The 25,405-nt window shown below is 39.4% G+C and carries 15 protein-coding genes and 1 pseudogene; 12 read left to right on the top strand and 4 right to left on the bottom strand.

The genetic code is table 11. The features are described from left to right. Positions 1-87, bottom strand: a pseudogene (locus ACKLNX_RS08830) (hypothetical protein); the annotation flags it as partial. A gap of 1,156 nt (positions 88-1,243) precedes the next feature. Here ACKLNX_RS08830 and ACKLNX_RS08825 point away from each other — a divergent pair. The 8 genes from ACKLNX_RS08825 to ACKLNX_RS08790 all read left to right on the top strand — a co-directional run bounded on the left by ACKLNX_RS08825 (position 1,244) and on the right by ACKLNX_RS08790 (position 13,447). After that, positions 1,244-2,023 (top strand): TnsA endonuclease N-terminal domain-containing protein, encoded by a 780-nt coding sequence (locus ACKLNX_RS08825; RefSeq protein WP_412972069.1) that lies wholly within the window; start codon positions 1,244-1,246, stop codon positions 2,021-2,023. 20 nt (positions 2,024-2,043) lie between these two features. After that, the gene (locus ACKLNX_RS08820; RefSeq protein ID WP_412972068.1) at positions 2,044-4,281 is read left to right on the top strand and encodes a hypothetical protein; all 2,238 of its coding nucleotides are present in this window, start codon (positions 2,044-2,046) and stop codon (positions 4,279-4,281) included. Further along, positions 4,281-5,789 (top strand): ATP-binding protein, encoded by a 1,509-nt coding sequence (locus ACKLNX_RS08815; RefSeq protein ID WP_412972067.1) that lies wholly within the window; start codon positions 4,281-4,283, stop codon positions 5,787-5,789. The genes ACKLNX_RS08820 and ACKLNX_RS08815 overlap by 1 nt, the downstream gene beginning before the upstream one ends. Further along, positions 5,782-6,747 (top strand): hypothetical protein, encoded by a 966-nt coding sequence (locus ACKLNX_RS08810; RefSeq protein WP_412972066.1) that lies wholly within the window; start codon positions 5,782-5,784, stop codon positions 6,745-6,747. The genes ACKLNX_RS08815 and ACKLNX_RS08810 overlap by 8 nt, the downstream gene beginning before the upstream one ends. Before the next feature lie 128 nt (positions 6,748-6,875). Beyond that, positions 6,876-8,303 (top strand): TnsD family Tn7-like transposition protein, encoded by a 1,428-nt coding sequence (locus ACKLNX_RS08805; RefSeq protein ID WP_412972065.1) that lies wholly within the window; start codon positions 6,876-6,878, stop codon positions 8,301-8,303. Positions 8,304-8,772: 469 nt separating this feature from the next. Then, a complete protein-coding gene (locus tag ACKLNX_RS08800; RefSeq protein ID WP_412972064.1) occupies positions 8,773-10,233 on the top strand; it encodes a hypothetical protein in 1,461 nt (486 codons plus the stop codon). 194 nt (positions 10,234-10,427) lie between these two features. Continuing rightward, positions 10,428-11,618 carry an SIR2 family NAD-dependent protein deacylase gene (locus ACKLNX_RS08795; protein ID WP_412972063.1) on the top strand — a complete coding sequence of 397 codons (1,191 nt, stop codon included), beginning with the start codon at positions 10,428-10,430 and terminating at the stop codon, positions 11,616-11,618. Further along, a complete protein-coding gene (locus ACKLNX_RS08790; protein ID WP_412972062.1) occupies positions 11,615-13,447 on the top strand; it encodes an ATP-binding protein in 1,833 nt (610 codons plus the stop codon). Before ACKLNX_RS08795 ends, ACKLNX_RS08790 begins: the two co-directional genes overlap by 4 nt. A gap of 490 nt (positions 13,448-13,937) precedes the next feature. On the opposite strand, the gene ACKLNX_RS08785 is transcribed toward ACKLNX_RS08790, so the two are convergent. Further along, a complete protein-coding gene (locus ACKLNX_RS08785; RefSeq protein WP_412972061.1) occupies positions 13,938-14,729 on the bottom strand; it encodes a hypothetical protein in 792 nt (263 codons plus the stop codon). 378 nt (positions 14,730-15,107) lie between these two features. On the opposite strand from ACKLNX_RS08785, the gene ACKLNX_RS08780 reads away from it, so the two are divergent. From ACKLNX_RS08780 to ACKLNX_RS08765, 4 genes are all read left to right on the top strand, one after another. Further along, complete coding sequence (locus tag ACKLNX_RS08780) at positions 15,108-15,404, top strand: hypothetical protein (RefSeq protein WP_412972060.1); 297 nt, start codon at positions 15,108-15,110, stop codon at positions 15,402-15,404. A 57-nt stretch (positions 15,405-15,461) separates the two neighbouring features. Then, positions 15,462-16,421 (top strand): DUF4932 domain-containing protein, encoded by a 960-nt coding sequence (locus ACKLNX_RS08775; RefSeq protein WP_412972059.1) that lies wholly within the window; start codon positions 15,462-15,464, stop codon positions 16,419-16,421. Positions 16,422-16,561: 140 nt separating this feature from the next. Then, a complete protein-coding gene (locus ACKLNX_RS08770; RefSeq protein ID WP_412972058.1) occupies positions 16,562-17,692 on the top strand; it encodes an FIST signal transduction protein in 1,131 nt (376 codons plus the stop codon). A 1-nt stretch (position 17,693) separates the two neighbouring features. Further along, positions 17,694-19,598 (top strand): putative bifunctional diguanylate cyclase/phosphodiesterase, encoded by a 1,905-nt coding sequence (locus ACKLNX_RS08765; RefSeq protein WP_412972057.1) that lies wholly within the window; start codon positions 17,694-17,696, stop codon positions 19,596-19,598. A 103-nt stretch (positions 19,599-19,701) separates the two neighbouring features. On the opposite strand, the gene ACKLNX_RS08760 is transcribed toward ACKLNX_RS08765, so the two are convergent. After that, positions 19,702-24,426 carry a hypothetical protein gene (locus ACKLNX_RS08760; RefSeq protein ID WP_412972056.1) on the bottom strand — a complete coding sequence of 1,575 codons (4,725 nt, stop codon included), beginning with the start codon at positions 24,424-24,426 and terminating at the stop codon, positions 19,702-19,704. 204 nt (positions 24,427-24,630) lie between these two features. After that, positions 24,631-25,251 carry a 16S rRNA (guanine(966)-N(2))-methyltransferase RsmD gene (rsmD, locus tag ACKLNX_RS08755; protein ID WP_412972055.1) on the bottom strand — a complete coding sequence of 207 codons (621 nt, stop codon included), beginning with the start codon at positions 25,249-25,251 and terminating at the stop codon, positions 24,631-24,633. Between the last annotated feature and the right edge of the window lie 154 nt (positions 25,252-25,405).

Genomic DNA, 25,405 nt, shown 5'->3' with positions numbered 1-25,405 from the left:
GGCCTCAACCATTTCCGCAAGGGTGGACTTCAACTCATTAAGTTCAGCTATTTTCTGGGATACCTCAACCATGTGGTCGAGTATCAAATTGTTGATGCTTGCGCAGCTCGTTTCAGGACTCTCTTTAGTTTCCAATAGCTGGGTAATTTAAGCCAAGGTCAAGTCAAGTGAGCGGCACTGACGTATGAAGCGCAAACGGCTCAATGATGATGCATCATAAAGCCGGTATTACTATCTGTTCGCTGACAAGGACTAATGAGTTTTTCTCGCTCATAAAAGCGGATGGTTTGAAAAGGTATCGTATATTAAAGAATTAATAAATATAAAAAGATGACTCTAGGGTTTACTTGGTGATTTTTAGCAGAACCCCAGCGTTATTTTAGCTAAAACGAATGGGGGCTTTGTGGTTTAAAAGATTGAATATGAAGCTACCGCGATTTTTATTAATTCGCACAAACTTCCCATATAATTTTGAACAGCTTGTTTCTGTTAATGTTTAGACCGTTAGAAGGCATTAGTTGCATGAATGTTGAGCGCTCATAAATACAACGTAGAGCAACATGCTATGTCATCAAGCGTGAGCATCGGGGCCGCAATAGCAACTGATATTCCAGTAAACGTGTAAGAACAAGAAAGCAGTCTTCTGTTTGACAAGGTAACAACACAAGCAGATGAGAAAGCCTACGATACTAAAGAAGGAGGAAAAGACCAACTTAGATGCGTAAAGGTATCGCTTATTGAGTGCCGAACTAGACCTTGAATGGCATTGCTGAATCATGATTTTTTCATTTTGTAATAAGACTTTAGTCTAATTCTGTTCGCACTCTTTTGCTATGTAAAAGTATTGTTGAGTTGCAGTTGCGAAGTCTTAAAATGCAGGGTTTTTATAACAAACTTTTTATAAATTGTTTATTCAATGTTTACGAAAGTTTTAAATCAATAATTTGTAGCAAGCACATCTTTTCCGCACCATTTCATTTTCTTAAGCCAGTCTTTGTCTGATGCTCTATGTAGTTACCAAAAAAAGATAAAAGTCTAATAGTTATGGATTTTTCTAACAAAAATGTGACAATTTTCAAGTTTGATAATGAAAATAATTGGTAACTTAAATAATCACTAATTAATACATAAAAAGATAATATAAATCAGTGAGATAAAGTTAACGTTTTTGCAATTTGGAGTTGCAGAGTTTGGATCGCTTGACTATATTTTGATCAAATTTTGATCAGAAGGCAGAACAGATGTGAAATTATTCAACTCAGAAGCAAACAACCGAAAAATTAAAGCGTTCAATGAAGCGCAAGCAAAAGGGGAATATAGGCCTTACTTAAGTGCAAGTTTCATGTCTGCTGGCACTCGTTCTATTTTTAAATGCCCGAAGACTGGGCGAGATATATTACTGCTGTCGCAGACTGAAAAGCACGGCTACATCAATTTGATTTATCAACCTAACGTAATTGAAATTAAAGAGCAGTACGCTCTTGATTTACAGATAACTTTAGAAATTTGCGAGCAAGAACGCTGGATCCACCCAAGAGATCACGAAACCGGTGAATTGAAAGTTTGCACCACCGACCTGTTAGTCATTGTATCAGACGAGAATGGAAGACAAGCCCGATTAGCTTATAGTTTTAAGTATCAGGTAAACCTAGATGAAGATTGGCGAACGGATCAAAAATTAAAGCTTGAGGCATTATATTGGGATCGTTTTGATATTACATTCGATTTGGTTGAGCGAATGCATATTTCAAAAATGAAGGCATATAACTTGATAAATCTATCCGCTTGGTATCAACACTCATTAGCTGATGACTTGATAGATATGTTTGTTCGAGTGTTCTTAACGCAAGTGAAAATAACTCCTCTTGCTGCGCTGACAAATCTCCTAAGAGATGCAGGAAATGTCCTTGAGATCACAACGCGTCAGGCTAATGTGTTATTTGCTAATTGCGTGCTACGGCTGAAAATCAAACTCGATTTGAGCCGAAAACTTGAATATCACCAGCCAGTTCGGTTGCTTTAGCAATATGAGAGTTTTGTAATATGGCGAACCTTTACGACTTATTTAACCTTTCCGACACTGGTATTGATTTTTATGCAGGCGAATTTGGCAAAGATGATGATTTTCTGTTGAGTCATATAGTTCAGGATGAGGATGGTAATGAAATTCTGGTTGTCACTAACTTAACTCAATTTGAGGCTAAGCGTGAGCCTAGTAAACCTCGGATTTTTAATCGAAACAAATTTAGTTCACTGTTTAATTACAAAACAGACGATGATGGCTATGCATTAAGCTTCGTAGAGCCAAATATATGGTTATTATCTGACCATGAATTAAGTTTGAAATATTCAAGAAAGAAGGAACGTCGTGACTATGCCTTCAAGTTGATTGAGCCTTTCACTACACCTGAAAAAATCTATCAATATCTGGCCGGGAAGCTAAATAAAGAAATCAAAGCACATGCAGAAGCATTAGGCTGTAATCCCAATAATAATGGAAAGGAAATTATTCGACCGCTTAATCGATTTATATCCCTTGGCTGTCATAAAAATGCGCTGATACTCGTTAAATACGAGAATTGCGGGAAAGAGCCTCGTTCATATAAAGCCGATTCTAAAACAGGTCCTAAAACAAAGTCATGTGGAAACCCTACTAACTCCGGATCCAGAATGTATCAGCCAGACGACATTCAAAAAATACGAGAAATTGCATTTGCCAATGGCATTGAAAAGAAAGACGGTAAATTCCAAATTAAGCGTATAAGAACCTTATTCGATAGAGATCATGCCTCTGACAAGGGATGGGTTGTTAAGAATGGTAAACAATTTCCCGCTTTGCTTCTCAATGAAAATCAAAGATTAACTAAACGGCAGTTTTACCGAGTTTTTCATAAAGCTGTTATGCCAAATGAGATGATGGTACTGACAGATGGCATTAAAGAGGCGATCAACCGCTCTCGTCAAACTAAAGGTAAGGCAAATGAAGGAGTATTTAGAGCTGGACAGGTCTGTGAAATAGATAGCACTCCCCTTCCTGTATACCTTGCTAACCCACTTGAACCAAATAAAAGAGAGACCGTCGGGAAAGTCTATCTGTGTATGATTGTTTGTGTAGCAACTGAAGAGATTATGGGGTACTCGCTATCGTTTGCCCCGCCAGTTTGGGAGAACATTGCGGAAGCTCTTATCAATTGCATGCGCGATAAACAAGAATACGCATCGCAGTATGGCGTTGATATCGACTCGGAGGACTGGCCGGTACAACACGTGCCTGAGGGGATTCGGGCAGATAATGGGGTTGAGTACTTAAAACAAATTATCCAGCGAATCATTAATGGTGATGAAATTGAAATTAATGATTTTAGTATTAATGCACCGGGTCAACCCAAAGGGAAGGGGACGTCAGAGAAAGTTTTGCACATCATGCAAGGTTTTCTAGAGAACCTACAAGGAAAAGTAACTAAAGATCGCAATCCCAGTATCCAACACCCTGCAAATCATCCAATTATATTTTTAGAAGGGCTCCATGCGTTGGTGATCCGAGCTATTACTATTCATAACACAACTCATTTTCGACCCAGACTCATCACCCACGAAATGGCCTCCAACAGCGTAAAACCTGTGCCTTCAGCGATGTGGCAATATCTCATGAATCATGAAGCCTACGGCAGACCACCTACATCACCGCAGCAGCTCTCCCAGAAAGTATGGGTGTTAATGCGCAAACATACTGCAACAGTAAACCCCAGAGAGATTCGGCTGAATAAACTTGGATACAAAAATCAATGGGCTATCAAGCAGGGCTGGTTCGACCAAGCGGAATTTCATGGAGCATTTGATATTGAGGTCATTGCTTTTAAGGGTTCCGTAGACCAGATATACGTACGGGATGGTGTCGGCGTTTTGCACCAGATAGAAATTCATGACGATTATGAAAAATTCAGAGGTATGACCTTATCTCAAGCGCAAGCTGAGCAACATAAAGACGCGCAGATAAAACAAGATTTGGAACATCAAAATGCGCAAGCGCTCATTAACTACGAAACAGAGGTACAAACGCTCGTCGCACAGGGTGAGGATTTTTATCAATACGCTCCTGTGAATTGTCGTATCTCGTTCCCTGACGGCATTGATGTGTTGAATTTTCAAATGCGAGAAAACGAGCAAATTGAGCGAGCGGATCGTTACCTAAAATTAATGGGGGTAGATAGCGATGTATCGAAAACTAACATTGAAAACCAATCCACTGGAACTAATGATGATGAGGAGTATATCTGCTGATGTCACGTCATATTGTAACAAAAAAGACCGCTCACTACCGAGATGAGCTTAAACAGAAATACTCGGGTAATCCTTTAGTAGAAGCGATGCCCGCTTTTTTGAATAAACAGGCGTTTAATGATCGTATTGAAAAGTCGGTTCCACTACCTGAAGATTTCTTTTCAAGTCCGCGTATGGACGCGCTGGACGACGTATTAGAATTAGAAAAGTCTTTCTTCTCAATACCACAATGCTATCTATTGTATGAAATGATCTATTCACTGGTCCGTCGATATTACGGTGAAGTCAATCCTTTGGCAGCCCATACGGTCGCAATGACTCATGATCTCGCTTATCATTTGAAAGCTGGAAAACATTGGGAGCTGTCGGCCGATAATATAGATGATGATGGCGAAGGAGAATCACAGTCCATTCTGATTTCGGGCCAAAGTGGTCTAGGGAAATCAAGGAGCGTGCGACGTTTGTTCAAGTTATTTTTTGATCAAGTCACTATGCATAAAGGTTACAAAGGAAAACCCTTTATCACGGAACAGGTGTTTTATATCAGTATTGATATGACTAATTCCAAGAGCAAAACTGCTTTAGCATTGGCATTTTTCGCTGAGTTGGATCGAGTATTGGGATATAAGGCCAGCGAAGATTCTTTGAGTTCTAGTCTTAAACCTTTTCAATACCTCAATGCTATGCAGCTAGCTTGCCTTAAACATCACATTGGTGTGATCCATATAGATGAAATGCAATATATCTTGAACCGTCCCAAATCTGCAAAAAAGGATAGAGAAAACGACCTACCAACATTACCTGAATTGGAGGCGCTGTTTAACCAAGTTGGCGTGCCCATCATCGTTTCGACAACCTCTGAAGCGCTAAATCAATTCTATAATAACTTGAAGCTTCCGAATGCTGAAGCGACGCCTTTGCAGTTGTCCAGTCGATTATCTTCTGCCTGCCATATCACCTTTCATCTATGGCAACGTAATACAAAATACGTCGATAAGTTTTTTGAGGTGTTTTTCCCAGATACTGTGTTTAAGGGGGAGCTTGCCATTGATGAAGCATTTAAACGTCACTTTTTGATTTTGTGTGCGGGCGTTATCAAGGCAATGGTTTTCTTGGCCGTTTCCTTTCTTCGGAGTCTTCATGCCAAACTCAGCGGTCAAGGAATGAAGCAAAATGAGGCGCTAACCGATTTTTTGAACAATGTGTACAAAACGCGTTTTGCTACGTTGGATAGCTCTCTCAAAGATTCCCTTAAAATGTATGTCATTGGTCCTTCACCTGTTACAGAAAGCGGTCAGGATACTGGTGACGGCGCTCCAAAAAATAATACAGACGACGAAGCATTTGGTGTTGCTAAAGAGGTCGAACAAACAAAAACAAAAAATCCAAGAACAACAAAACGCCAGCCTAAGGAGGCTCATCATATTGAACGGATTGTTGAGGGAGAAGAGCACATCGATGCGGACAGCATCGTCCTAACTTATGAAAATGGTCAGGCACGTGTTTAACTACTATCCAACCCCTTTGCCTGATGAACATCTTGCTAGTGTGGTGTATAGAGCTTTCCTGCTGACATATTACAAGGAAATAGAACATCACATCAAAGTCAGGCATAAACAATCTTTTTTTGATACACCTATTAACTGCTGGGTGCCTGCTTACGAGAGTTTGTTTTGTCATTTCAGTGGCTTGGAATCAGTTGATACGCTATTGAAGCGACATAGCAATGTTATGGACTACGGTATGTGGGCTGCCAAAGCCAATAATACGAAAACTTTGGCTGATTCTCTTGAGTCACTTAGCACAATGAATTGGAAGCTATCGTTGTATGTGGCTACAGATAGAGGCTGGCGATATTGTCCTGAATGCGCTAATGAAGAAGTAAAGCAACATGGAACATCGTATTGGCATGCTTCACATCAACGGTATTATCAACGCACTTGTCCTAAGCACAACACCCTGTTGATATACTATACCTCTGCAAAATTCTCGCTTCCTCCTATTGGAGAGTCCTCTATTCCGGCATCCACACAGGAAATTGAGGTAGATAGGCTTTTGGCGAAGATTGTGTGCACGTTGCGTCAATTGCCGCACCGAGAACAAAAAAAACGCCTAATCTGTGCGCTAAAGCAAAAACTGAATGTTGCGAAAAATATGACTCGTCACTCACACAACGGACGACGATTATCTCAATTACATACAAAATTTTCGGAAGCAATTAATACGCCCGAAATCCTGCCATTTTTCACCTTTGATAAAGCAATATCGATGCTACCCCCACTAACATCTATGACAGGCATTTATCACATGCTGAACAAGAACAATCAAATGCATCCAATGTGGTATTTGATGTTGATTTACGCCTTTTTAGATGAAGAGGATATGCTCATCGCCTTTGATTCAACGACAGATTGGGATGATTTTCGATGGGAGGTTGAAGCCAACATGATGCCAATTTCGGCCTAAGCAGATATTACAACATTTAGGAGGGAGTCAATGAAACAGAGTGCTTGGTGCAACGGCCTAATTGACCCAGTTATGATGTCGCAGAATATTTTTCCTATTCATGATTTTTATGTCTCGGGGAAAAGTTAATGGAGCTGCTCCAATACGCTCCAAGACGCTATAGAGACGAGACTGTATACAGTATGGCTGCGCGGTTGGTTTTACATGACATTTCAATATCTATGTCACGCAGCTCGCAAAATGTGTTTCAAAACAAAAATCTACAACTGGATTCAGCGCTGCCTTCTTTTCTTCCTTTGCTTGCCGAGAAAATGCAGTGTAGTTGCGACGAACTACTTCAACAACACTCGCTGTTTCCATACTACTCTATGTTTGCAAACAAGCGAGCTAGGCAACGGGCATTATCGACGTTGCTAAGGGGCGACAGTAGTGGCGCTTTTAAAGCGCTAGGATTGCTAGCCAATCGTTTAGCGGATGAAAGTCATTTGAAATATTGTCCCATGTGCGCTAATAATCAGAAATTTGCATATGGGGAAACCTATTGGCTTAGAGCACACCAGCTACCATTAGTGAGCGTATGTGCAGAGCACAAGTGTAAATTGATACGTGTGCCTAGACGACGCAAGCATTTGTTATTTCCTGAACATAGCAAACCCATCGACTATAAGTTTGACGCTGTAGCGATGAAGATTGCTGACATAAGTAGAGATCTTTTAAATAGTAGTAACTTTGACAACGGTAAACTTTTAAAAGGATATGCTGCAAGACTTGTTGGTCGAAGGTTAGCAACTACCAAATCCATTAATTTGAGTAAATGGTTCACCGAAATGTCAGAGTACTTCGTCTCGTTGAAAGCGAAAGACGAGAGAGTTTCGCAACTACTTTCTGAGCAGAGTGAGCATGGCTTTCCAGCGAATGTGTTTTATTCTGGTAATTCCAGCCATCATCCGATTAAGCATGTCCTTATTATTACTTTTTTATTCGAACACTTCGGTGATTTTGTTGTTAACTATAGTAATACATCAACTATTGTCGATAACCAAAATCTGCCAGAGCTGCCAAAACAGTCAGATATTGATAAAGCTAAGCACAATAAAGTGAAGCAGTATTTGAATCAAAACTTGTCACTGCGCCAGATAGTGAAACGCGCCAACGCAAGCGCGGCAACTGTGAGAAATATTGCAAAAAGACAGGGCGTTCAATTAACCTCGATGAAACGTCAGGTGGATCATACAACAGAGCGGTTAATCACCATCAAGTTGATGGTGGGATTACCTACTGAGAGAATATCATTGCAGCTTGGCGTTTCCATATCAGACGTGGAGCAAGTTTTGTCGGGACAACCAGAAATAAAATTTCTGCGGCGCCGAATTCGGAATTATCGCAAACGGCAACAGAGCAGAGATAATCTACTAGTGACAATAGGCGACTTAAAACATTTGCGAGTCAAAGAAGTGAAAAAAAAGTGCTATGCCGATTACATGTGGTTATACAAAAATGACAATGCATGGTTGTTTAATACGCTTCGATCACACAGCTTTCCTGTGAAAATATAGTTAATTTAAACCGAAAGCAATTGCGACAAACCTGATTTGATTTGCTAGTAAAAAACATTGTTTTAAAGTGATAGCTCACCACCATTTAATAACAAAACTATATTAACTTATGAAGTCGCGGAAACACTTTTACTTGGCGCAATATGATTACTAATAATTGCATTGGTGTTAACAACAACTTGTTATTAATCCGCATTAGTTGCAGTAGCTCATATCTGATCTGACATTCTTTCTGAGAAGTTTTGACTTAACCTGACAGGCAGCAAAGAGCGATATTGCAGACATATTAGAAATTGTCTGATAGTCTGGATTAATGTCAGTTTTCCAACCCAAAGCGGACGCTACAGACTGAGGTTCAGTCTTAAATATGGTGTGGTGTGTATTGAAAACTAGCGACTAATTATCAATGAGTCAGTTTTGGGATATTGCGCACTCGCAATTTACCTATTAAATTCAAAAGAGGGATCGAATGAATATATACTTTTCTGATTATTTTGGAGTTTCTAAGGAAGAGCTTGATCAATATGGGGCTTTCAATATTTCATTGATCAATGATCTCCCAGTGTTTATTGATCCGTTTTTGCTATTCAGTAGTTATGAAAACAAATACGAAGCACTTCATCAAGAAATTATAAAGTACATTACTTTCCTGAGAGCGATGTCAGACAAAGGACCTATATCAAAAGGACTCATTAGGCATTGGTTTCTTTTTCCAGAAGTTAAACAGAATTGGCTTGGCTATAGCAAAATAGGAAATGGAGGCCTAGGTCTAGGGCCGAATTTTGCGGCCGCACTGAATGATAATTTAAGTACAATATTCAATGATTTTGGTGCAGAACAGATAACACAAAGCAGTCACCTTGAAAAGCTGTGTCTTATTAAAGACGGAGTTGGTAAAGACAGCATTAGTGATTTTACAACCAATCTAATAAAAGGCTTTATTTGCGAATACACACAGACATTCGCCTTAAACCAACTAGACGATTCCAGATGTAAAAAGGTTAGCGTCAAACATTCTAATTTTGATTACAATACTAGAAGGTGGAATGCCAAAACATACACACTTCCCTACATTGACGGCGACTTTGTTCTGCTTACCCCGAAAGATATTCTTACCAAAGATGATGCGTGGATTAATAAGCACGATATTATAGGCGATTTTGACGAGATAGCTGAATCAATACCGAATTTAGAGCTCCGAGCACAAATAAATGACTATCTTCTTCGTCAGATTCCCGAAAGCGCGAATAGACGAGAGACCAATGAGGCGATATCGCGAACACTTCGAAAATTTCCAGTTCTTATTGATCATTACATTCGATATAAAGAGGAGCATGGTGATGAAGCTGTTGCGCTAAGCGAGCAAAAAGTAGAAGAAACAGAAATTATTTTTATTCGGCTGGTTACTAATCTCGTTGAGATACTTCGAGCGGAGAAAGTATTTTATTCACAAAAAGGCGATACGTTTGATGAAGCACATAATCGAATTATGTTCCTAAAGCAAGTCATTGAAAGTAATGATGGTTACCGCTTATTTTATGTTAAAGGGGAGCCAGTTAAAAGAGAATCAGACTTGCAGTTGATCTTTCGACTTACTTGGTATGCAGCTGAAGATGACGTCAATGCAGAGGTAAATAACGGTCGAGGGCCAGTAGATTACAAAATCTCAAGAGGCTCCAAAGACAGTACATTGGTAGAATTTAAATTAGCAAGTAACAGCAAGCTTAGGCAAAATTTAGCTAAACAAGTTGAAGTTTATAAGGCTGCAAATCAAACTAAAAAGTCAATTAAAGTGATTCTATATTTCACAGATTCCGAGTTGAGCAGACTTATAAAGGTTTTGAAGGATTTGGAGCTTAAACAAGATGAACAATTAATTTTAATCGACGCTAGAGCAACAAATAAACCATCAGGATCCAATGCAAAGTGAATCTGCAATATGCGTAAATTATGACGTTTAGGCTAGCCTAGATTAGGAGGATATTGTGTGCCCAAAAATTTAATGCGTATTAATAGTATCAAGGAGGCGAACGGCAAAATCGATCTGATGACAGCTTCAAATTAGATATATTCATTCGGTTAAATGTTTAGTGTTCAAATAACGATGATATTAAAGAGAAAATTATGGAAGAATTTGATAATAAACTAGAAAGCCTAAAAACACTGTTAGGCCCTGAAATTAAGCAAAACTGGCTTTTCGGTGCAGGGATAAGTTTTGATTCAAAAATACCTTTAATGTACCCATTAACCAGTCGTGTAGAGAAAATCATTGAAGAAGAAACAGATGCTGAAACAAATGAAATTTTGGGTTCGCTAAAAGCAGATCTAACCGCTGACTGCCATGTCGAACACTATCTGAGCCATCTGGGTGACCTTCTAGCTATTGCTGATCGATCTAAAGACAAAGCTGCAAATATTGGTGCCAGTAGTTATACCTGTGAACAGTTAAGGCACTTATATTTAGAAGTTATCAAGGCTATTGGGGGTATTGTCAGGTATGGATATGTTGGTGCGAATACTGAGCGTGGAATAGAAGAGGAGATTGGTGAGGCTACCACCCCTATTGTTGAAATAACTCCTCATTGTGAATTTATAGAAGCTCTATTGGTTAGTCAGTCAAATCTCGAGCGACGCTCAAAAACTACATTCTTTACTACTAATTACGATACTTTGCTCGAAGATGCCTTGGCTCTGCACAAAAAAGTAGTATGCGATGGTTTTTCAGGTGGTGCCGTCGGGTTTTGGAACGCCGAGAAAGAATTTTCAAATGCAATTTCGGATTCGAATACCTATCAACTATATAAACTACATGGATCAATTGATTGGCACAGAGATGATAAATTAGGGTTAGTCCGTGCGCGGTACGGAACTAAATATTTGTCAAATCCAGCAAATATTATGATTTATCCTCAAGCGACAAAATATGTAGAAACGCAAAAAGACCCGTTTGCTAGTTTGTTTTTGGGTTTAAGAAAAACGCTATTGAATGGACAGCAAAATACATTGATTACTTGTGGTTATAGTTTTGGTGATGACCATATTAACGCTGAAATAGAAAGCGCGTTAAGAAGTGACTCTAACCAAACGACTGTTATTGCTTTTATTCAAGAAGATCCCAAAGATGGAGTTGTTATAAACAAAACTTTAGACGCTTGGCTTACCTGCCCCAAAATTGGTTCTAGAATTTATGTTGCTGGCGAATTAGGGATTTACCATAATTCAATAACTCGTTTAGCTGAGACAGATACTAGCAAGTACACATGGTGGCGTTTTGATGGTCTAACTCAGTTCATCAAAACAGGGGACGTATCATGAGTAACATATTCCAAGCAAGGAAAGAATTGAAAGTAGGTAGAATTATTGAGGTGTCTGGCAATAATTTACGCATCGAAATTGACGACAGTGTTAACGAGCTTATTCGTGCCGTTGATGGACAGGTTTATCCTGTGGGGCAAATGGGCAGTATAATTAAAGTGCATTTTGGCAGAAAGTTACTATTTGCTTTTGTACGGTCGCTTAAAATGAGATCTGAGTTGATAGCTGATGACAGTAATCAACCAATCAATGCCGCGGATGATGCACGCATTTTAGAAGCAGACTTGTTTGGCCAAGGAATATGGTCTAATAAAAATTCTCGCCTAGATTTTTCTCGCGGTGTTGAAACTTATCCTTTGCCCTTGCAAAGCGCTTATATATGCCTGAATGATGAATTAGAGGCTGTTTATAAAGCGGCAGAATCTAATGCTCAAGATGAAGCAATTAGCCCTATGGTTCCTATTGGAAATTACATAGGCGGCAACAATGCAGTATGTCGAGCTAATATTGACAAACTTTTCGGCCATCATTTCGCAATATTAGGATCTACTGGTTCAGGGAAATCGGGAACAGTAGCTTCCATTTTACATTCTGTTTTAGACCATAAACCTCAAGACACAACGTTAAAGCCCAGAATTGTCATGATTGATCCACATGGCGAATATGCTAGTGCTTTTGGTGATAGAGCAAAAGTATACCGAGCGTATAATGATGCTTCTGTAACTGATGATGAAGCAGAGCTTTTAAAATTACCTTATTGGCTAATGTCTAGTGATGAATTGAGATCATTGATTATTGGCAAGACTGAACACGAAGCTACATCTCAAAATAATATTATTTACGAGGCAATTACTTACTCTAGATTGCAAGAGGCTGGCTTGGTACAGGATATCGGCGAAGAACCAAATGGCGGGGATGAGGCTAGTCTCAGCGTTGATATAACTGAAGAACAAGTTTTAAATTTTGATAGAGACAAGCCGGTTCCGTTTAAGTTAACTCAGTTTGTAAAGCACATAGACAAAGTGCAAGGCCGTAAACTAGGAAAACCGGATAACTTGGCGGCATCATCAGGCCGAGATAAAGTTGATAACATACTTAAAAAACTTAAAGTCCTACGATCCAATCCACAGCTCAATTTTTTGTTGAAAGAATATAATGTGGATACCTCTCCAAAGCTACAGGATATATTGACACAATTTGTAGGTGAGGCGGATGGAAAAGACATTCGCATTATCGATATATCTGGCTTGCCAAATGAAGTGGCTGGGCCGTTGACAGCATTAATATCCAGACTCTTATTCCAATATAAACTTTGGCAAACAAGGGATGAAAGAGAGAAAGACCCCGTACTATTTGTCTGTGAAGAAGCACATCGCTATGTACCGAACCATGGTGAGGCACAATACAAAGAAGCTCAAGATGCGATTAGACGCATTGCAAAAGAAGGACGGAAATACGGATTAGGCTTAGGGCTTATTTCACAAAGACCATCTGATGTCGAAAGCACAGTCCTTTCTCAGTGCAACTCATGGATTGTTCTTAGGTTATCGAATTCTAGTGATCAAGAGCATGTTTCAAGATTTTTGCCTGACAGTTTAAACGGTTTAACCAAAATGTTATCAGCCCTTACAAGGCGCGAGGCGATTTTTGTTGGGGAAGCAGCAGCACTCCCCAGCAGAATTCGAATTCGAGAGTTATCGCCTGAACAGCTACCAAATTCTCACGATATCAAATTCGCAAGTGGTTGGTTGAATGACGCTATTCATGAAGCTGATCTGATGAAAATCGTAAATCGCTGGTGCGGTACTTTGGACGAGAAAGAAGAATAGATGAGTACGCTTTTGTGTATATAAATATTGTAGGTAAGTGGCATCAGGCGACTGTCAAATTTAGTCTAGTTCGTATATGAAAAGTGTCAGATTGAGTTGAGACTAATTCACATTAGTAATTAAAACCTGATTACTAGGCTCACTCAGTTAGAGAGATCCTTTAATGCGCCAAGTTATTCCCAAACTTTAATGAAACGGGCATCATCCTAAATCCTACCGTGCTCTAAATATTCCCAAACTTTAATAGATATTCGCAACCGGAGAACGCAGCATCCAAATGTATTCAATCCCAAACTATAATGTTACCGGTCAGTAGTTGTGCGATGTAAGTTCGTCCGTTTTTGCCAATTGGAATGGCTTCAAATACGGCATATAACTTTACTTTGTAATTAAGCTTGTTACTTAAATTACATTTGATTTAAATGAAAAACCCGCTTTACGCGGGTTTTTTAATAATTTAAAGATATTTAGACACTGATAATTTACAAAACTACTTAGCGAGTTTACGACCTACAAGAAGCAAGAACATACCTATTAAAAACATCGTTATAGTCGTCGGTGAAGAAACAGAAATTCTGCTTCCATTTGCAGACCATGCGACAGCTTGTTCAAACAACTGATCAGCACTGCCACTTCTAAGTTGATCGTTAGAATAACCTGAGTTCGACATATAGACAGGTCCTAAATACACAGAACGCCCGACGCTATCTTGATAAATTACTTGATTATTTTGTGCTAGTGAAATTGCACCATTGTCAACACCATTAGGCACTTCTAAACAACAACCTGAATAAAAAAAGTCAGATACACCCATCGTTATGGCATGGTTTACATTATTAAACACTAAGCTATTAGAATTTGAGTAGTTATAGCCGCCAGTTGTTAAGGCGGGAGATATTGCTTGAGCAAAAGTATCAGCAGCACCAGTCAATGATTGAATAGCATAATGCCACCAGCCAGCCGTGACGATACCACCCCCATTGTTCATAAAGTCAAATGCTGCGCTTAAGGCTGCAGTCGAGTAACCATTGGTCGAAGAGCCACTCCCACCTAAAATAATAGCGTCGTATGGACTGAGACTTGAGACGTTTACTATCGAACCTTGATTTAAACTGACCGCATTGAAATTAAAAACGGTACTATCGTTTAATTGAGAAATAACCTCGTTTGTTTGCGAACCACCTGTATTGTCGCCAATTACGGCTACATTAATTATATTTGCAAAACCATTAACCGAAAAAGCTAATGATGCGATAACACAAAAACATTTAAAGACTTTCATAACTACTCCAAGACTTATATTTTAATTCAATTTTCCTTTAGCAATAAACAAGCCAAAATTAATTTGCAATAAAATCAACAGCTTGCTTTTTTGGGTTTTAGAAGGTGATAAAAAAGTGGACACTAAACTGCTTGTTTTATAAACAGTTTTTATAAGGGGACTATTATAAAGTAGAATTTCAGAAAGAAAAATCCAAACATTTGTATAGCACTTTGACGTTTGAAGATTTGCTAAAAATTAAGATCGCCATTGTCAATAAGCTCCTCTCACTACTTGTTTAATATCAATTGAGGTCGGAAAAGTCTTAATTAAGCATGCTAGTCTATACTAAAACTCACAATCCCCACCAAACAATTAACCAGCAAGGACAACACAAACATGAAATATTTGTTACTACTATGTTTGCTGGTTATTGGCTTTGACAGCTTCACAAAAGAACACACTGTTGAATTAACAGAACCTAAATTTGATTTAATTTTAGATAAGTATTTCATCAGAACGATAGATTTTGCTTCGTTGTCAGAAAAAGAAACCATTCATTTAACGTACTGGGGTAGCACGCCAAGTGCCGAAATAAGGCAGAGTGGCAAAACAACGCTCCTTACTGCCAGTGAAGATACCACTGAATCAGTTTCATTAAAGTTTAACGGACAGATAAAGCTTTTGACTTTCTAAAGTCAAAAGAAACCTGCTTCGTACAGCCCTCACTATATTAAGGCGACTAAAGGAAAGGTGACGGTAGACGTTCCAAAAGTGTACGAATTAAGCAATATACTCTTAGCGCTGTCGGACCATTATTATCATTCCAAATATGGAATGAATGGAGATAGTACTTACTTTACAGAAGTTCTGGCTTGGTTTTCCCCATACAAAGACCATCAGATTTTTAATGCTCTGAACGGCGCTGATTATTATGGCTTTGTTGAAAACGGACCCGCCTATGAAGTGGACAGTGAACAAATTACTAAGTCAGTGATCTACGCTGGTTTTCGTGCAAACAACGACCTTGAAGATAAGATTAGCTTATTAGAGGATTTCGCAAAAGTCAGTGACTTCCAAAAGTTTTATCAACAACATCAAGCCTACTATGCAGGGTTAAAAGACCGTTTTCAAAAGGATTCACAAGCTGAAAAAGTTTGGCAATGGCTAGAATCAAACTTTCCTGAACGATATCACAGTTACAAAGTATTTTTTTCACCACTTGGGCCAGGAAATCACAGCGCTAGGATGTACGAAAATAACGGTTTCAAAGAAGCAATTATGTTTATTAGCGGGCCAAATCGCTACGATTCAAATAATGATGAAAGCGTAAAAGCGATTAAACTAACCCGTACCTTTTTTACCGAGATTGACCACGCCTACGTGAACCCTTCATCGGGCGCATACATAGATCAAATTTCTACTGCATTAAAAGACTTAAAGCCTTGGTATAAAGGCGGTGGTTACAACAAACCTTACTTGGTATTCAACGAATATATGACATGGGCGGTGTTTTCCTTATACGCCTTGGATAACTATTCTAAAGACGATTACCTATTTGCTAAAGGCTACGTAGAAAAGTTTATGGTTGAAAATCGTGGGTTTTACAAGTTTAAAGAGTTTAACGATGAATTAATTAGGCTTTACACAAATCGACAGCGTGGGCAAAAAGTCGTCGATTTGTACCCATCTATAATTGATTGGATGCAATAAAATCAGCCACTATTGCATAGCTGCAGACTACGTTTTATTTCACTTATCTAGCGAAGAGCTTGTATTGTTTCATTATTCCTACTCTATGCGTTAAACTTTGGTATAGCTTTTTATTATTCAACTGAGCAACGAGGTGTCAAATGAACGTATTTCAAAGTATCTATGACAATAATGAGTGGTCGACTCAATTAGAACCTAACCTCAATTCGCAACTCATTCTCTTGTTTGGCAACCGCGATATCATAGCTGATCAGCAAATTCGTCAGCAAATTCATCAAAATTACCCAAATGCAAATTTAGTAGGCTGCACAACCAGTGGAGAAATCCAAGGTGCTGCACTCTACAATGACACACTGTGCTTAACGGCTATCGAATTTAAATCCACGACAGTGAAAGTCTATAGCCAATCGGTTTCTGAGTCAGATTCTACCTTACAGTTGGGGCAGGATTTAGCGAAAAAATTGCAGCCAGAGGGCTTAAGGCATGTTTTCTTAATATCCGATGGTCAGTTAGTCAATGGCACAGAATTAATAGACGGCATTACGCCTCATTTACCAGAGGATGTTTTAGTGACGGGTGGACTCGCAGGCGACGGTTCACGCTTTGAAGAAACCCAAGTATGGCATGATGATCGTGTAGAGTCTGGTTTGGTTGTAGTTGTTGGACTCTATGGTGAAAGCTTGCAAATTGGGCATGGCAACTTAGGCGGTTGGCGCGAATTTGGTCCAGAACGCCAAATTACTAAATCGAAAGACAACATTCTATATGAACTAGATGGTAAGCCGGCCTTAGAGCTGTACAAGCAATTCCTTGGTGAGCATGCTGATAATTTGCCTGCTTCAGCCTTGTTATTTCCGTTAGCGATGACACAAGAAAGTGACAGCGAAACCGTAGTACGCACTATTTTGAATATTGATGAAGATAATCAGAGTATGATTTTTGCAGGCAGCATGCCAGAAGGCGCAACTTGTCAGCTAATGCGGGCAAACTACGCGGATCTAGTAGATGGCGCAGAGGGAGCAGTTACTAAATCAATTCAGACTATGCCGCAATCAGGACCTGAGCTAGCGATTTTGATCAGCTGTGTAGGCAGACGTCTGGTACTTAACCAGCGCACTGAAGAAGAATTAGAAATTATTCAAGAAATGTTACCAGATAACTGTAAAATGACGGGGTTTTATTCGTACGGTGAAATATCGCCGATCGTGCCCTTTGGTCGATGTGGCCTGCACAATCAAACCATGACAATAACATTATTTTCAGAGAACTAAGTTGACTGATATTCATAAACTACTGCAGCGCCAACTTAGGCGTAATAAAAGTTCTTTGCCTCAATCTGAGGAGAATAAAGACTTTTTGTTGTCTGTGTCAGAGGTTTATGATCAGTACGATCAGGAAATTAGCCTGCTTGAGCGCTCTTTATATCTTATTTCTGCTGAACTTAATGAACGAAACACGCTCCTTAAATCGCAGCTAGAAGAGCTAACTGAAACCAAAAATCAACTTAAAGGCTCACTTAGTGTTGTCAACGCGACCTTCGACGCTACCGGTGAAATTATTCTGGTGTATGACATTAAAGGGAAATTAGCGTCGATAAACAAAATGGGCGAAGAGTTTTTTGAAGCTAACAACATCGTTGATTTTAATGATTGGGCTGGCTTACTGAGTATTTTTAAAAACCCTAAAAATGCACAAAAAGTGAATAACAGTTTAAAAGAAAGCCCGCTTCAGAGCTTGGCTGGGGTAGTGGAATTAACCACCAACTTCACTTATGAATACCGTTCACTTCCACAAATTATTAATCATGTCTTAGTAGGTCGAGTTTGGTGTCTCAGAGATGTGACGCAACAAAGAGCGACGGAAGAACTCATTCAACATCAAGCTTATCATGATGCTCTAACTGGGCTTCCTAATCGTATTTTGCTACTAGATAGGGTTGAGCATGCGGTCGCGTTAGCAAAACGTGAAAAGCGGCAAATAGCGGTTGTATTTGTCGACTTAGACAACTTTAAGCGTGTAAACGATACTGAAGGCCACAAAGCTGGTGATGAGCTTTTGATAATGCTAGTAAAACGCATTCAGTCACGTCTTCGGGAACAAGATACCTTAGCGCGCCTGGGCGGTGATGAGTTTGTCATACTGCTTGAAGGGATCACTCAGCAAGGTGATGCGACGGTTTTATGTAAAGAGCTACTACATATATTGAATGAGCCTTTTATCATTAATGGTCGCCAGCATTTTGTCACCTTGAGTCTCGGAGTATCGCTATTCCCCGAGCACGATGCTATTCCTGAGCAATTGATCCTCAAAGCCGATATGGCAATGTACAAGGCAAAAGAGGAAGGTAAAAATACGTTTGAGTTTTATAACAAGAAGCTAGAATCGAAAGCGTTTTTTCAAGTTAAAATTGAACGTGAATTGCGCGAAGCGCTAAATGCCAATGAACTCGAGACGTTTTTCCAGCCTAAAATTGAGTTAGCAACGGGAAGAATTGTTGGTGCTGAATTGTTGATCCGGTGGTTTAAAGCAGATAAGAGCAGCGTTCCTCCCGACATTTTTATACCTGTTGCAGAATCGACTGGACTCATCACTCATATCGGTAAAATGGTGATTGATTCAGCAATTAAACATCTGAAATATTGGCACAGTAAAGGAATTCTCGATTTAAAGTTAGCGGTTAATCTGTCTGTTATTGAGTTTCAAGACACGGACTTAATTCAACACCTAATCGACACGGTAGATGCGAATGAAGATGTTGGCTCTCAATTAATTATTGAGCTGACGGAATCCATATTTATGGAAGACAAGGATAGAATTCGTCATATTATGGAGCGCTTGAGCACTAGAGGTGTCTCATTTGCTTTGGATGATTTTGGCAAAGGCTATTCATCGTTTAGTTATTTACAAATTCTACCTATCGACTATTTAAAAATAGATAAGAGCTTTTTGCAGAACGTTACTCGTGATAAGCAAAGTGCTGCCATCGCGCGAACGATTATTGACGTTGGTCACAACCTTGAATTAGAGGTCATAGCTGAAGGCATAGAAGATCAAGAAACCTTGGACTATGTGACTAAGGAGCGTTGCTCAATGGCGCAAGGATATTTCTTACACAGGCCAATGAGCAGCGAAGAGTTTAATAAATTGGTGTTCGAGCAAGCCGCAAAGAGTAAGTAACTACAGATCATTACTGATCGCGCAAGACTACTGATTGCGCAGCACTTCTCTCGTTCTAAGTCTTAAAGCCATTAAACAAGGCTAAAACTGCGTGGCCCTCTGCTTAAGCGTTACCTGTTTTAATGGCTGTGAAGTTGCGGATTGCTAGTGGAATAAGTGCAAATACTGCTGACAGCACTCCAATAGCCGTTTCAATTGCGTCGGTAGCCGTATAAGCCATAATAGCCACTAATGTGATAACAATGGCAAAAAATGGAATTCGCAAGTATTGCCAAATGCTCTCATTCGCTTCAATTAACCAACTTTCAATTACGTGCACCGGCTCAGCATGCAGCACAAACTCCTTGAAGCTCGTATTAACCAAAAACCAACCTTTATCACGACAAATGTAGCCTCGACGAACTAAATGCTCTAGTGGACCTCTGTTGAGCGGATTTGGCTCCAGACCACTGGCAATTTGGAATAAAATAATACGTTCTGTTTTAGTACATTGTTCCCACTTGAATCGATAAAGGGCACCAGAATTCGCGGCAAAAAACTCAATAATTTGCTCGGGGATCCAAAAGTCATTAATACCGGTTTGTTTCAGTAGCTCTTCATCGATATGGATTTTTGTTGCTGAACTTGAAGACGACATTTCTACTTCTTGCGTTTCAATATCATTCAGAAGCGCATCGTAAGCTTCACGAGCATCTAACTGAGTTGAACGGTTAAATATTATAAACTGCTTAAGCACTAAGCGTAATTCTGGCCACGCTATGGCTTCTTGAATAAGGGTGGTAGCAGCATCAGCATCGTGACTTAAGCGTTGTTTTAAGTTCGGGCACCAATCATATACTTTGATGAAAGGCTTCAGAACATTCGACCAACGCACCATTTCACTGGCACATGTAAGCTGATTCGATTCATTCTTAGAGGGATAAAGCTCAGACTGCGTTAAGCGATACAATGGCGCAACTTCACAAAGTAGTATTACATTAATGAAGTGTTGCTCCAGAATGTACTCCATGAGTGTTAAGGCATATTTACGTGTTTTTTCATCAAAACCTGCATTTTCTAAACCAGAAATAGCGATAGTTAATTTAGCTGAGTTCGGATAACTTTGTCTGGTAATAGCGATTAAGTTGTCGATAGTAAACTCTGCGCTTTCTCCTTCAGAAATAAGAGATTGTAAGTCAATAACTGAGTCGTTTATGAGTGGCGCTTCATTCAAAAATTTTGAAAACGTTTCGTCTTTTTGGGGCTGATTATTCTTTAAGCCGTATAAGGTTTCTAATTTGGGCCGCACGATAGTCATGTATTGATGGTTACTGAAGAAATCATCCTTCATAGCTTGGCTCACATCGTAACGTGTCTTCTCATTCAAACGGAAGAATGGCGGAATATTGAAACCAAAGAAGCGCTCGAAAATCCATTCCTTGGTAATTTTATACAAGACCAAAGCAAAGGCCGCAAAGGCGATGGCAATGAGAATGCCGTAGATAAAGTGTTTTAATCCAAACGGTATTTTTTGTGCGAACAATAATTCTTGCTCCGAGCGTCTTTCAAACGGGTGCTGGTTCAAGCTGTTATCGATATGCCCTTCTTTGAAGGTTTTGTTGATAATCGTCTGGTTTACTTTTGATGTAATCACCAAGGTTTCGTCAATATTGCCATCTAGTACGGAGAAGCTCCAAAATGCTTCAATGAGTAAATTGAAGTAGCTAATTGGATCAGTCACTGCTTTATCAAGTCCGACTTTAGCGGGTGACGCTTTACAGGTTTGTAAACCGGTTTCGCTATTGACTGCAGGTTCTGTTGTGCCCAAGAAGCAGGGGACGCTAGTGATTTTCAAACCGGAAGCTTTCTCTTTATCTGAGTTGGACTTAGACTCTTCATCAGAAACCAGCGACTCACTCGCAATGGACTCTTCATCAGAAACCAACGGCTCACTCGCAGCGTACTCTTCATCAGGATCGAACGACTTCTTCGCAACGGACTCTTCATCAAGCACTCGGTTACGATAAACTTCAATGCTGTTTTTGGCTTTCGCGATATTGGCTCCGAGGTGAGCATTGTTGAGTTGCTGGTATCTTAGTTGGTGGTGCTCAAACACGTGATTGGCGATGAGGTAGGAAAGCCCGCCGAAGAAGACAATTGCGCCGCCTAATATTGTGATAATAGTGAGGCTTTTCTTGTAACTACTTTCAGATGGTGTTGGCCAAAATACTCCGCGACGATTGCTTTTAGGCACTATCATGATCATGAAGTAGTAAACCAATACAAATACAACAAAGCAAATAGTTAAACTCACCAAGACTGACATTAAGTTAATTGCTCGTGTGTTTTCTTTGTCGTAAAAAACGACCAAAGTCCACGGCACGCCCTCTTTAATTGTGCCTAGTGTAAAGTTGTGTACTTTCCCATTGTAATCGACTTCGAAGGACGTTGGTTGGTTATAAAAATATGGAGTGCTCATGTACGATTTGAGTAAACCGCTATTGTCGGTTTCTACAAATACGTTTTCAACCAAACTTCGGCCATCATCTTGGCTGTGATAAAGAGCTTTGCCAGTATTGTTATCAAACACGACAAAGCCAAAATTAGCCGGCAATATGGTATTCGTGAATGTTTGGATTTGAGTACCAAAGGACAATGAACTGTAAAAATTAGTGCCTTCCTGTTTTTGGCAAGAAAGGGAAAGTTGGGTGGACTTTGCACCGTCTCTTAAATTGAAGAGTCTCTCCATGAACAGACCCTTTTCACAATAACCATTATTCTGATCTATGTCGACGGGCCAGAGTTGATTTTGTACACCTCGCACTGCATATTCACGTTTCAATAAAGAGATATCTTTGTTCAAGCCGCGGTATCTAGAGCGAGTTCCCCACATGGCGAGGCCGTCCATTTTAACTGACTTTTCTAAGGTATCGTCTGCATTTAGCACAAATAAGTTTTCAACGAAGTAGGGCAAATTAGTTTCGTTATCTAGTAAATAATCTTTGAAGGTTTCTAGCTTATATTGCTTTATTCGCGCTTTAATCAGCTCTTCATATTTCTCATCACTTAATGCAGCGATGTTAGATTCTGCAGTTAGTTCAGCTATCTCAAGAAGCTCATCTTCACTATATCGTCTATATTGCGAATACTCTTGTTTTAAGAGCTCTTGAATGACTTTTTCAGTCATCTCGTTACGAATATCGACTGATATTTCTTCTAAAATTTCATAGTCAATATCATAATCTTCTTGTGTTATGTCGTTTAAGTTTTTGTAGGCAATATCAATTAGCGTTTTTAACTCTAAATCGAAAGCATTACGCATTTGAATAAACAAGGAATTGCTTAGCTTACTTTGTTCGCTCTTTACTTTGCTGTAGTGAATATAATCGTACATGCCAATGCTACAGACAGTGATGAGCAAAACACATCCAATCGCTAAGGTGTGTCTATCCCAAGCAGAAAAGGCTTGGCTGACGGAACTCAAGCGTATCTTTAATAATGGTATGAAAGCGATGAGTGCTAAAGTAAACAAAATTGCAGCGGCTATTATGCTTCTTGAAATACTTTGTTTGGTTGAGTTGAATTTCTCTTTTTCTCTTAGTCCGATGACATAGAAAGGCTTATCACAGGGAGCGGGATCGCATGTCTTCATGCCGGTCATTTCGAGTAAGTCTTGATTTGAGAGAGGAGAAATAAACAAGCGGTACTCGTTACCTGAGATCATAATATCAGCGTACTTAGACACACCTTTCGTTGTCGAGTGTACTTTGCTCTTTGCTAGTCCTTTTTCTTCTTTCTTAACTGCGGGCTCTTCTTTCAGATACGAGGAAACATCATTGAACGTTATTCCAACGAGAGAGGAGTTGAGTTCAGGGTTTTGTTTGCGAGCAATCAACTTGCCTTCCGTATCAACCAACAACACTAATGGATATAAATCATTACTACCGCCCAGCCAATCGCTTATCTCAATTCCCCACGATTCAGTGGTTTGGTCGTTTGTTCTTAGTTTCGCTAAACCGGCATGTTTGTCCGTATTTATTTTTGAGATGCTTCTTAATGGGGAGTTTTGGTTGTAGACATTGGTGTTGCTGTTGCTATTTTTGGTCTTGCTACTTAAGGTTTTGTTTATCTCGCTTTCTACGTTTTTGATGGCGTCGGCATAGGCTTGGTCAAAGCAAGCGGAATATTTATTATTCAAGTTACGAGCATTAAAGGTGTCGACTAAACAATCTTCAACGATATTTTTTTGCTTATCTAGCGCTTTTACAGCATCGCTATTGATTGAGTTTAGGTCGCTTGAAACAGATGCGAGCACTTTTACTTCGTTTACTTGTTCATCCAGAAATAACAAAGTTTCATAATGTAATTCATTAATTGCTTGTTTGTACTCATTATCTAGTTGATAGGCTTGAACATTAAATTGCTCCATCTTGTCACGCAGAAAAGTAGCTTCCTTCGAAGTAGATTGTTTAATTTGATCGAACTCTTTCTTTTGCTCTTTTATTTCACCAAATTTTTTCTTCTGCTCTCTGATCTTACTTTGTTCAGCAATCAGGTACTCCTGTGCTTGGTTCAAACTCTCTATCTTCTTATCTAAGACAGCTTGAAAATCAGTTTTCACTTTGCTAACTAGGGCTTTGTTTTGTTGGTATATGAATTCTTTAAACGCAGAAATGCCGTTTTCTAAAGAAACGGTGATGTTGTTGAGTTCGCGGAAGTGAAGTTGGTTTTGATACTTTTCATTTTGCTGAATTTTAAAGTAATAAAAACCTGCACAAATTGTTATTGCGAGAGTGATACTTAAAAAAGCAACCATCATTGCTTTTAGTCGACTTGCTTTCCTTTGCATAGCATGTTCTCTAGTAGTATCGGCAAAAACGACTAAATAGAGCACGATTGGGTCTTGTTAAAAATATATATCTTATTGGTTAAAAATTCAACAAGAATGGGTTTGGTTGTAAACTACGTTTGATGAAGGGGGATTTCTTCAAGCAATATTATTTTTTAAATGTAACTTTTCATTCAAGCTTTCAATTCAAGCTCTCAATTTAAATTAGGCTTCGAATTTATACAGACAAGCAAACACCTGACTGGTCTTAATTTGTTTCACTAAAGCGAAATTTGGCGGAAGGGTATAGTCATCATTGTGACCTGTTTCGATATATATGTGTGCATTAGGGGCGAGCGTTCCTTCAACTAGCAACTTTTTAATGCTTTGTTCAACCATATCTTTGCCAAAAGGAGGGTCAATAAATACGATATCGAATGGGCCTGACGCGTCTAAATCGGTGCTTAGTGCACTTTGGTTGAGTACCGCAGCTTTGTCTAGTTCTCGCAAGGTTGTGAGGTTGTCCGTGATTTGTTGCGATACTGTTCTATCTTGCTCTATAAATACGACATGCTTTGCACCACGGGATAAAGCTTCAATTCCCAAGCTGCCACTCCCAGCATACATATCTAAACAAACGGCACCTTCGACTTCTGCCATGAGCCAGTTAAACAGTGTTTCCTTCACTCTGTCGCCTGTGGGTCTTAAGCCTTCATGCACCAAAACAGGTAAACGTCTTCCACGATGAGTTCCAGCGATGATGCGAACTAAGCCTCGGCTGGTCTTAACTTTTTTGTGCTTACTGATGTGGGAACTTGGTTTTTTATGTCTGGGTTTGGCTGGCATGTAGGCTTGAAATCTGGTTTTTGGTTGTCAGGAGTCTAGCATATTTAGGTCTTTTGAGAGTAGAGAAGTGGTGTGTTGATAAGGCCTTTTTAAAGATACATTCTAAACTGCCGCTTCAAACTAAAAAGCCTGAGTACAATTGCGTATCGAATTT

Origin of the sequence: Glaciecola sp. MF2-115, from assembly GCF_047250385.1 — a bacterium.
In the GTDB taxonomy this organism is placed as follows: domain Bacteria; phylum Pseudomonadota; class Gammaproteobacteria; order Enterobacterales; family Alteromonadaceae; genus Glaciecola.
The sequence above is the reverse complement of the archived record's forward strand: the minus strand, read 5'-3'. Positions and strand labels throughout refer to the sequence as shown.

Bases quoted from the DNA above. Each gene is read 5' to 3' on its own strand.
- ACKLNX_RS08820 (WP_412972068.1), top strand. From the start codon at position 2,044: ATGGCGAACCTTTACGACTTATTTAACCTTTCCGACACTGGTATTGAT.
- ACKLNX_RS08815 (WP_412972067.1), top strand. From the start codon at position 4,281: ATGTCACGTCATATTGTAACAAAAAAGACCGCTCACTACCGAGATGAG.
- ACKLNX_RS08805 (WP_412972065.1), top strand. From the start codon at position 6,876: ATGGAGCTGCTCCAATACGCTCCAAGACGCTATAGAGACGAGACTGTA.
- ACKLNX_RS08800 (WP_412972064.1), top strand. From the start codon at position 8,773: ATGAATATATACTTTTCTGATTATTTTGGAGTTTCTAAGGAAGAGCTT.
- ACKLNX_RS08795 (WP_412972063.1), top strand. From the start codon at position 10,428: ATGGAAGAATTTGATAATAAACTAGAAAGCCTAAAAACACTGTTAGGC.
- ACKLNX_RS08790 (WP_412972062.1), top strand. From the start codon at position 11,615: ATGAGTAACATATTCCAAGCAAGGAAAGAATTGAAAGTAGGTAGAATT.
- ACKLNX_RS08785 (WP_412972061.1), bottom strand. From the start codon at position 14,729: ATGAAAGTCTTTAAATGTTTTTGTGTTATCGCATCATTAGCTTTTTCG.
- ACKLNX_RS08780 (WP_412972060.1), top strand. From the start codon at position 15,108: ATGAAATATTTGTTACTACTATGTTTGCTGGTTATTGGCTTTGACAGC.
- ACKLNX_RS08770 (WP_412972058.1), top strand. From the start codon at position 16,562: ATGAACGTATTTCAAAGTATCTATGACAATAATGAGTGGTCGACTCAA.
- ACKLNX_RS08760 (WP_412972056.1), bottom strand. From the start codon at position 24,426: ATGCAAAGGAAAGCAAGTCGACTAAAAGCAATGATGGTTGCTTTTTTA.
- rsmD (WP_412972055.1), bottom strand. From the start codon at position 25,251: ATGCCAGCCAAACCCAGACATAAAAAACCAAGTTCCCACATCAGTAAG.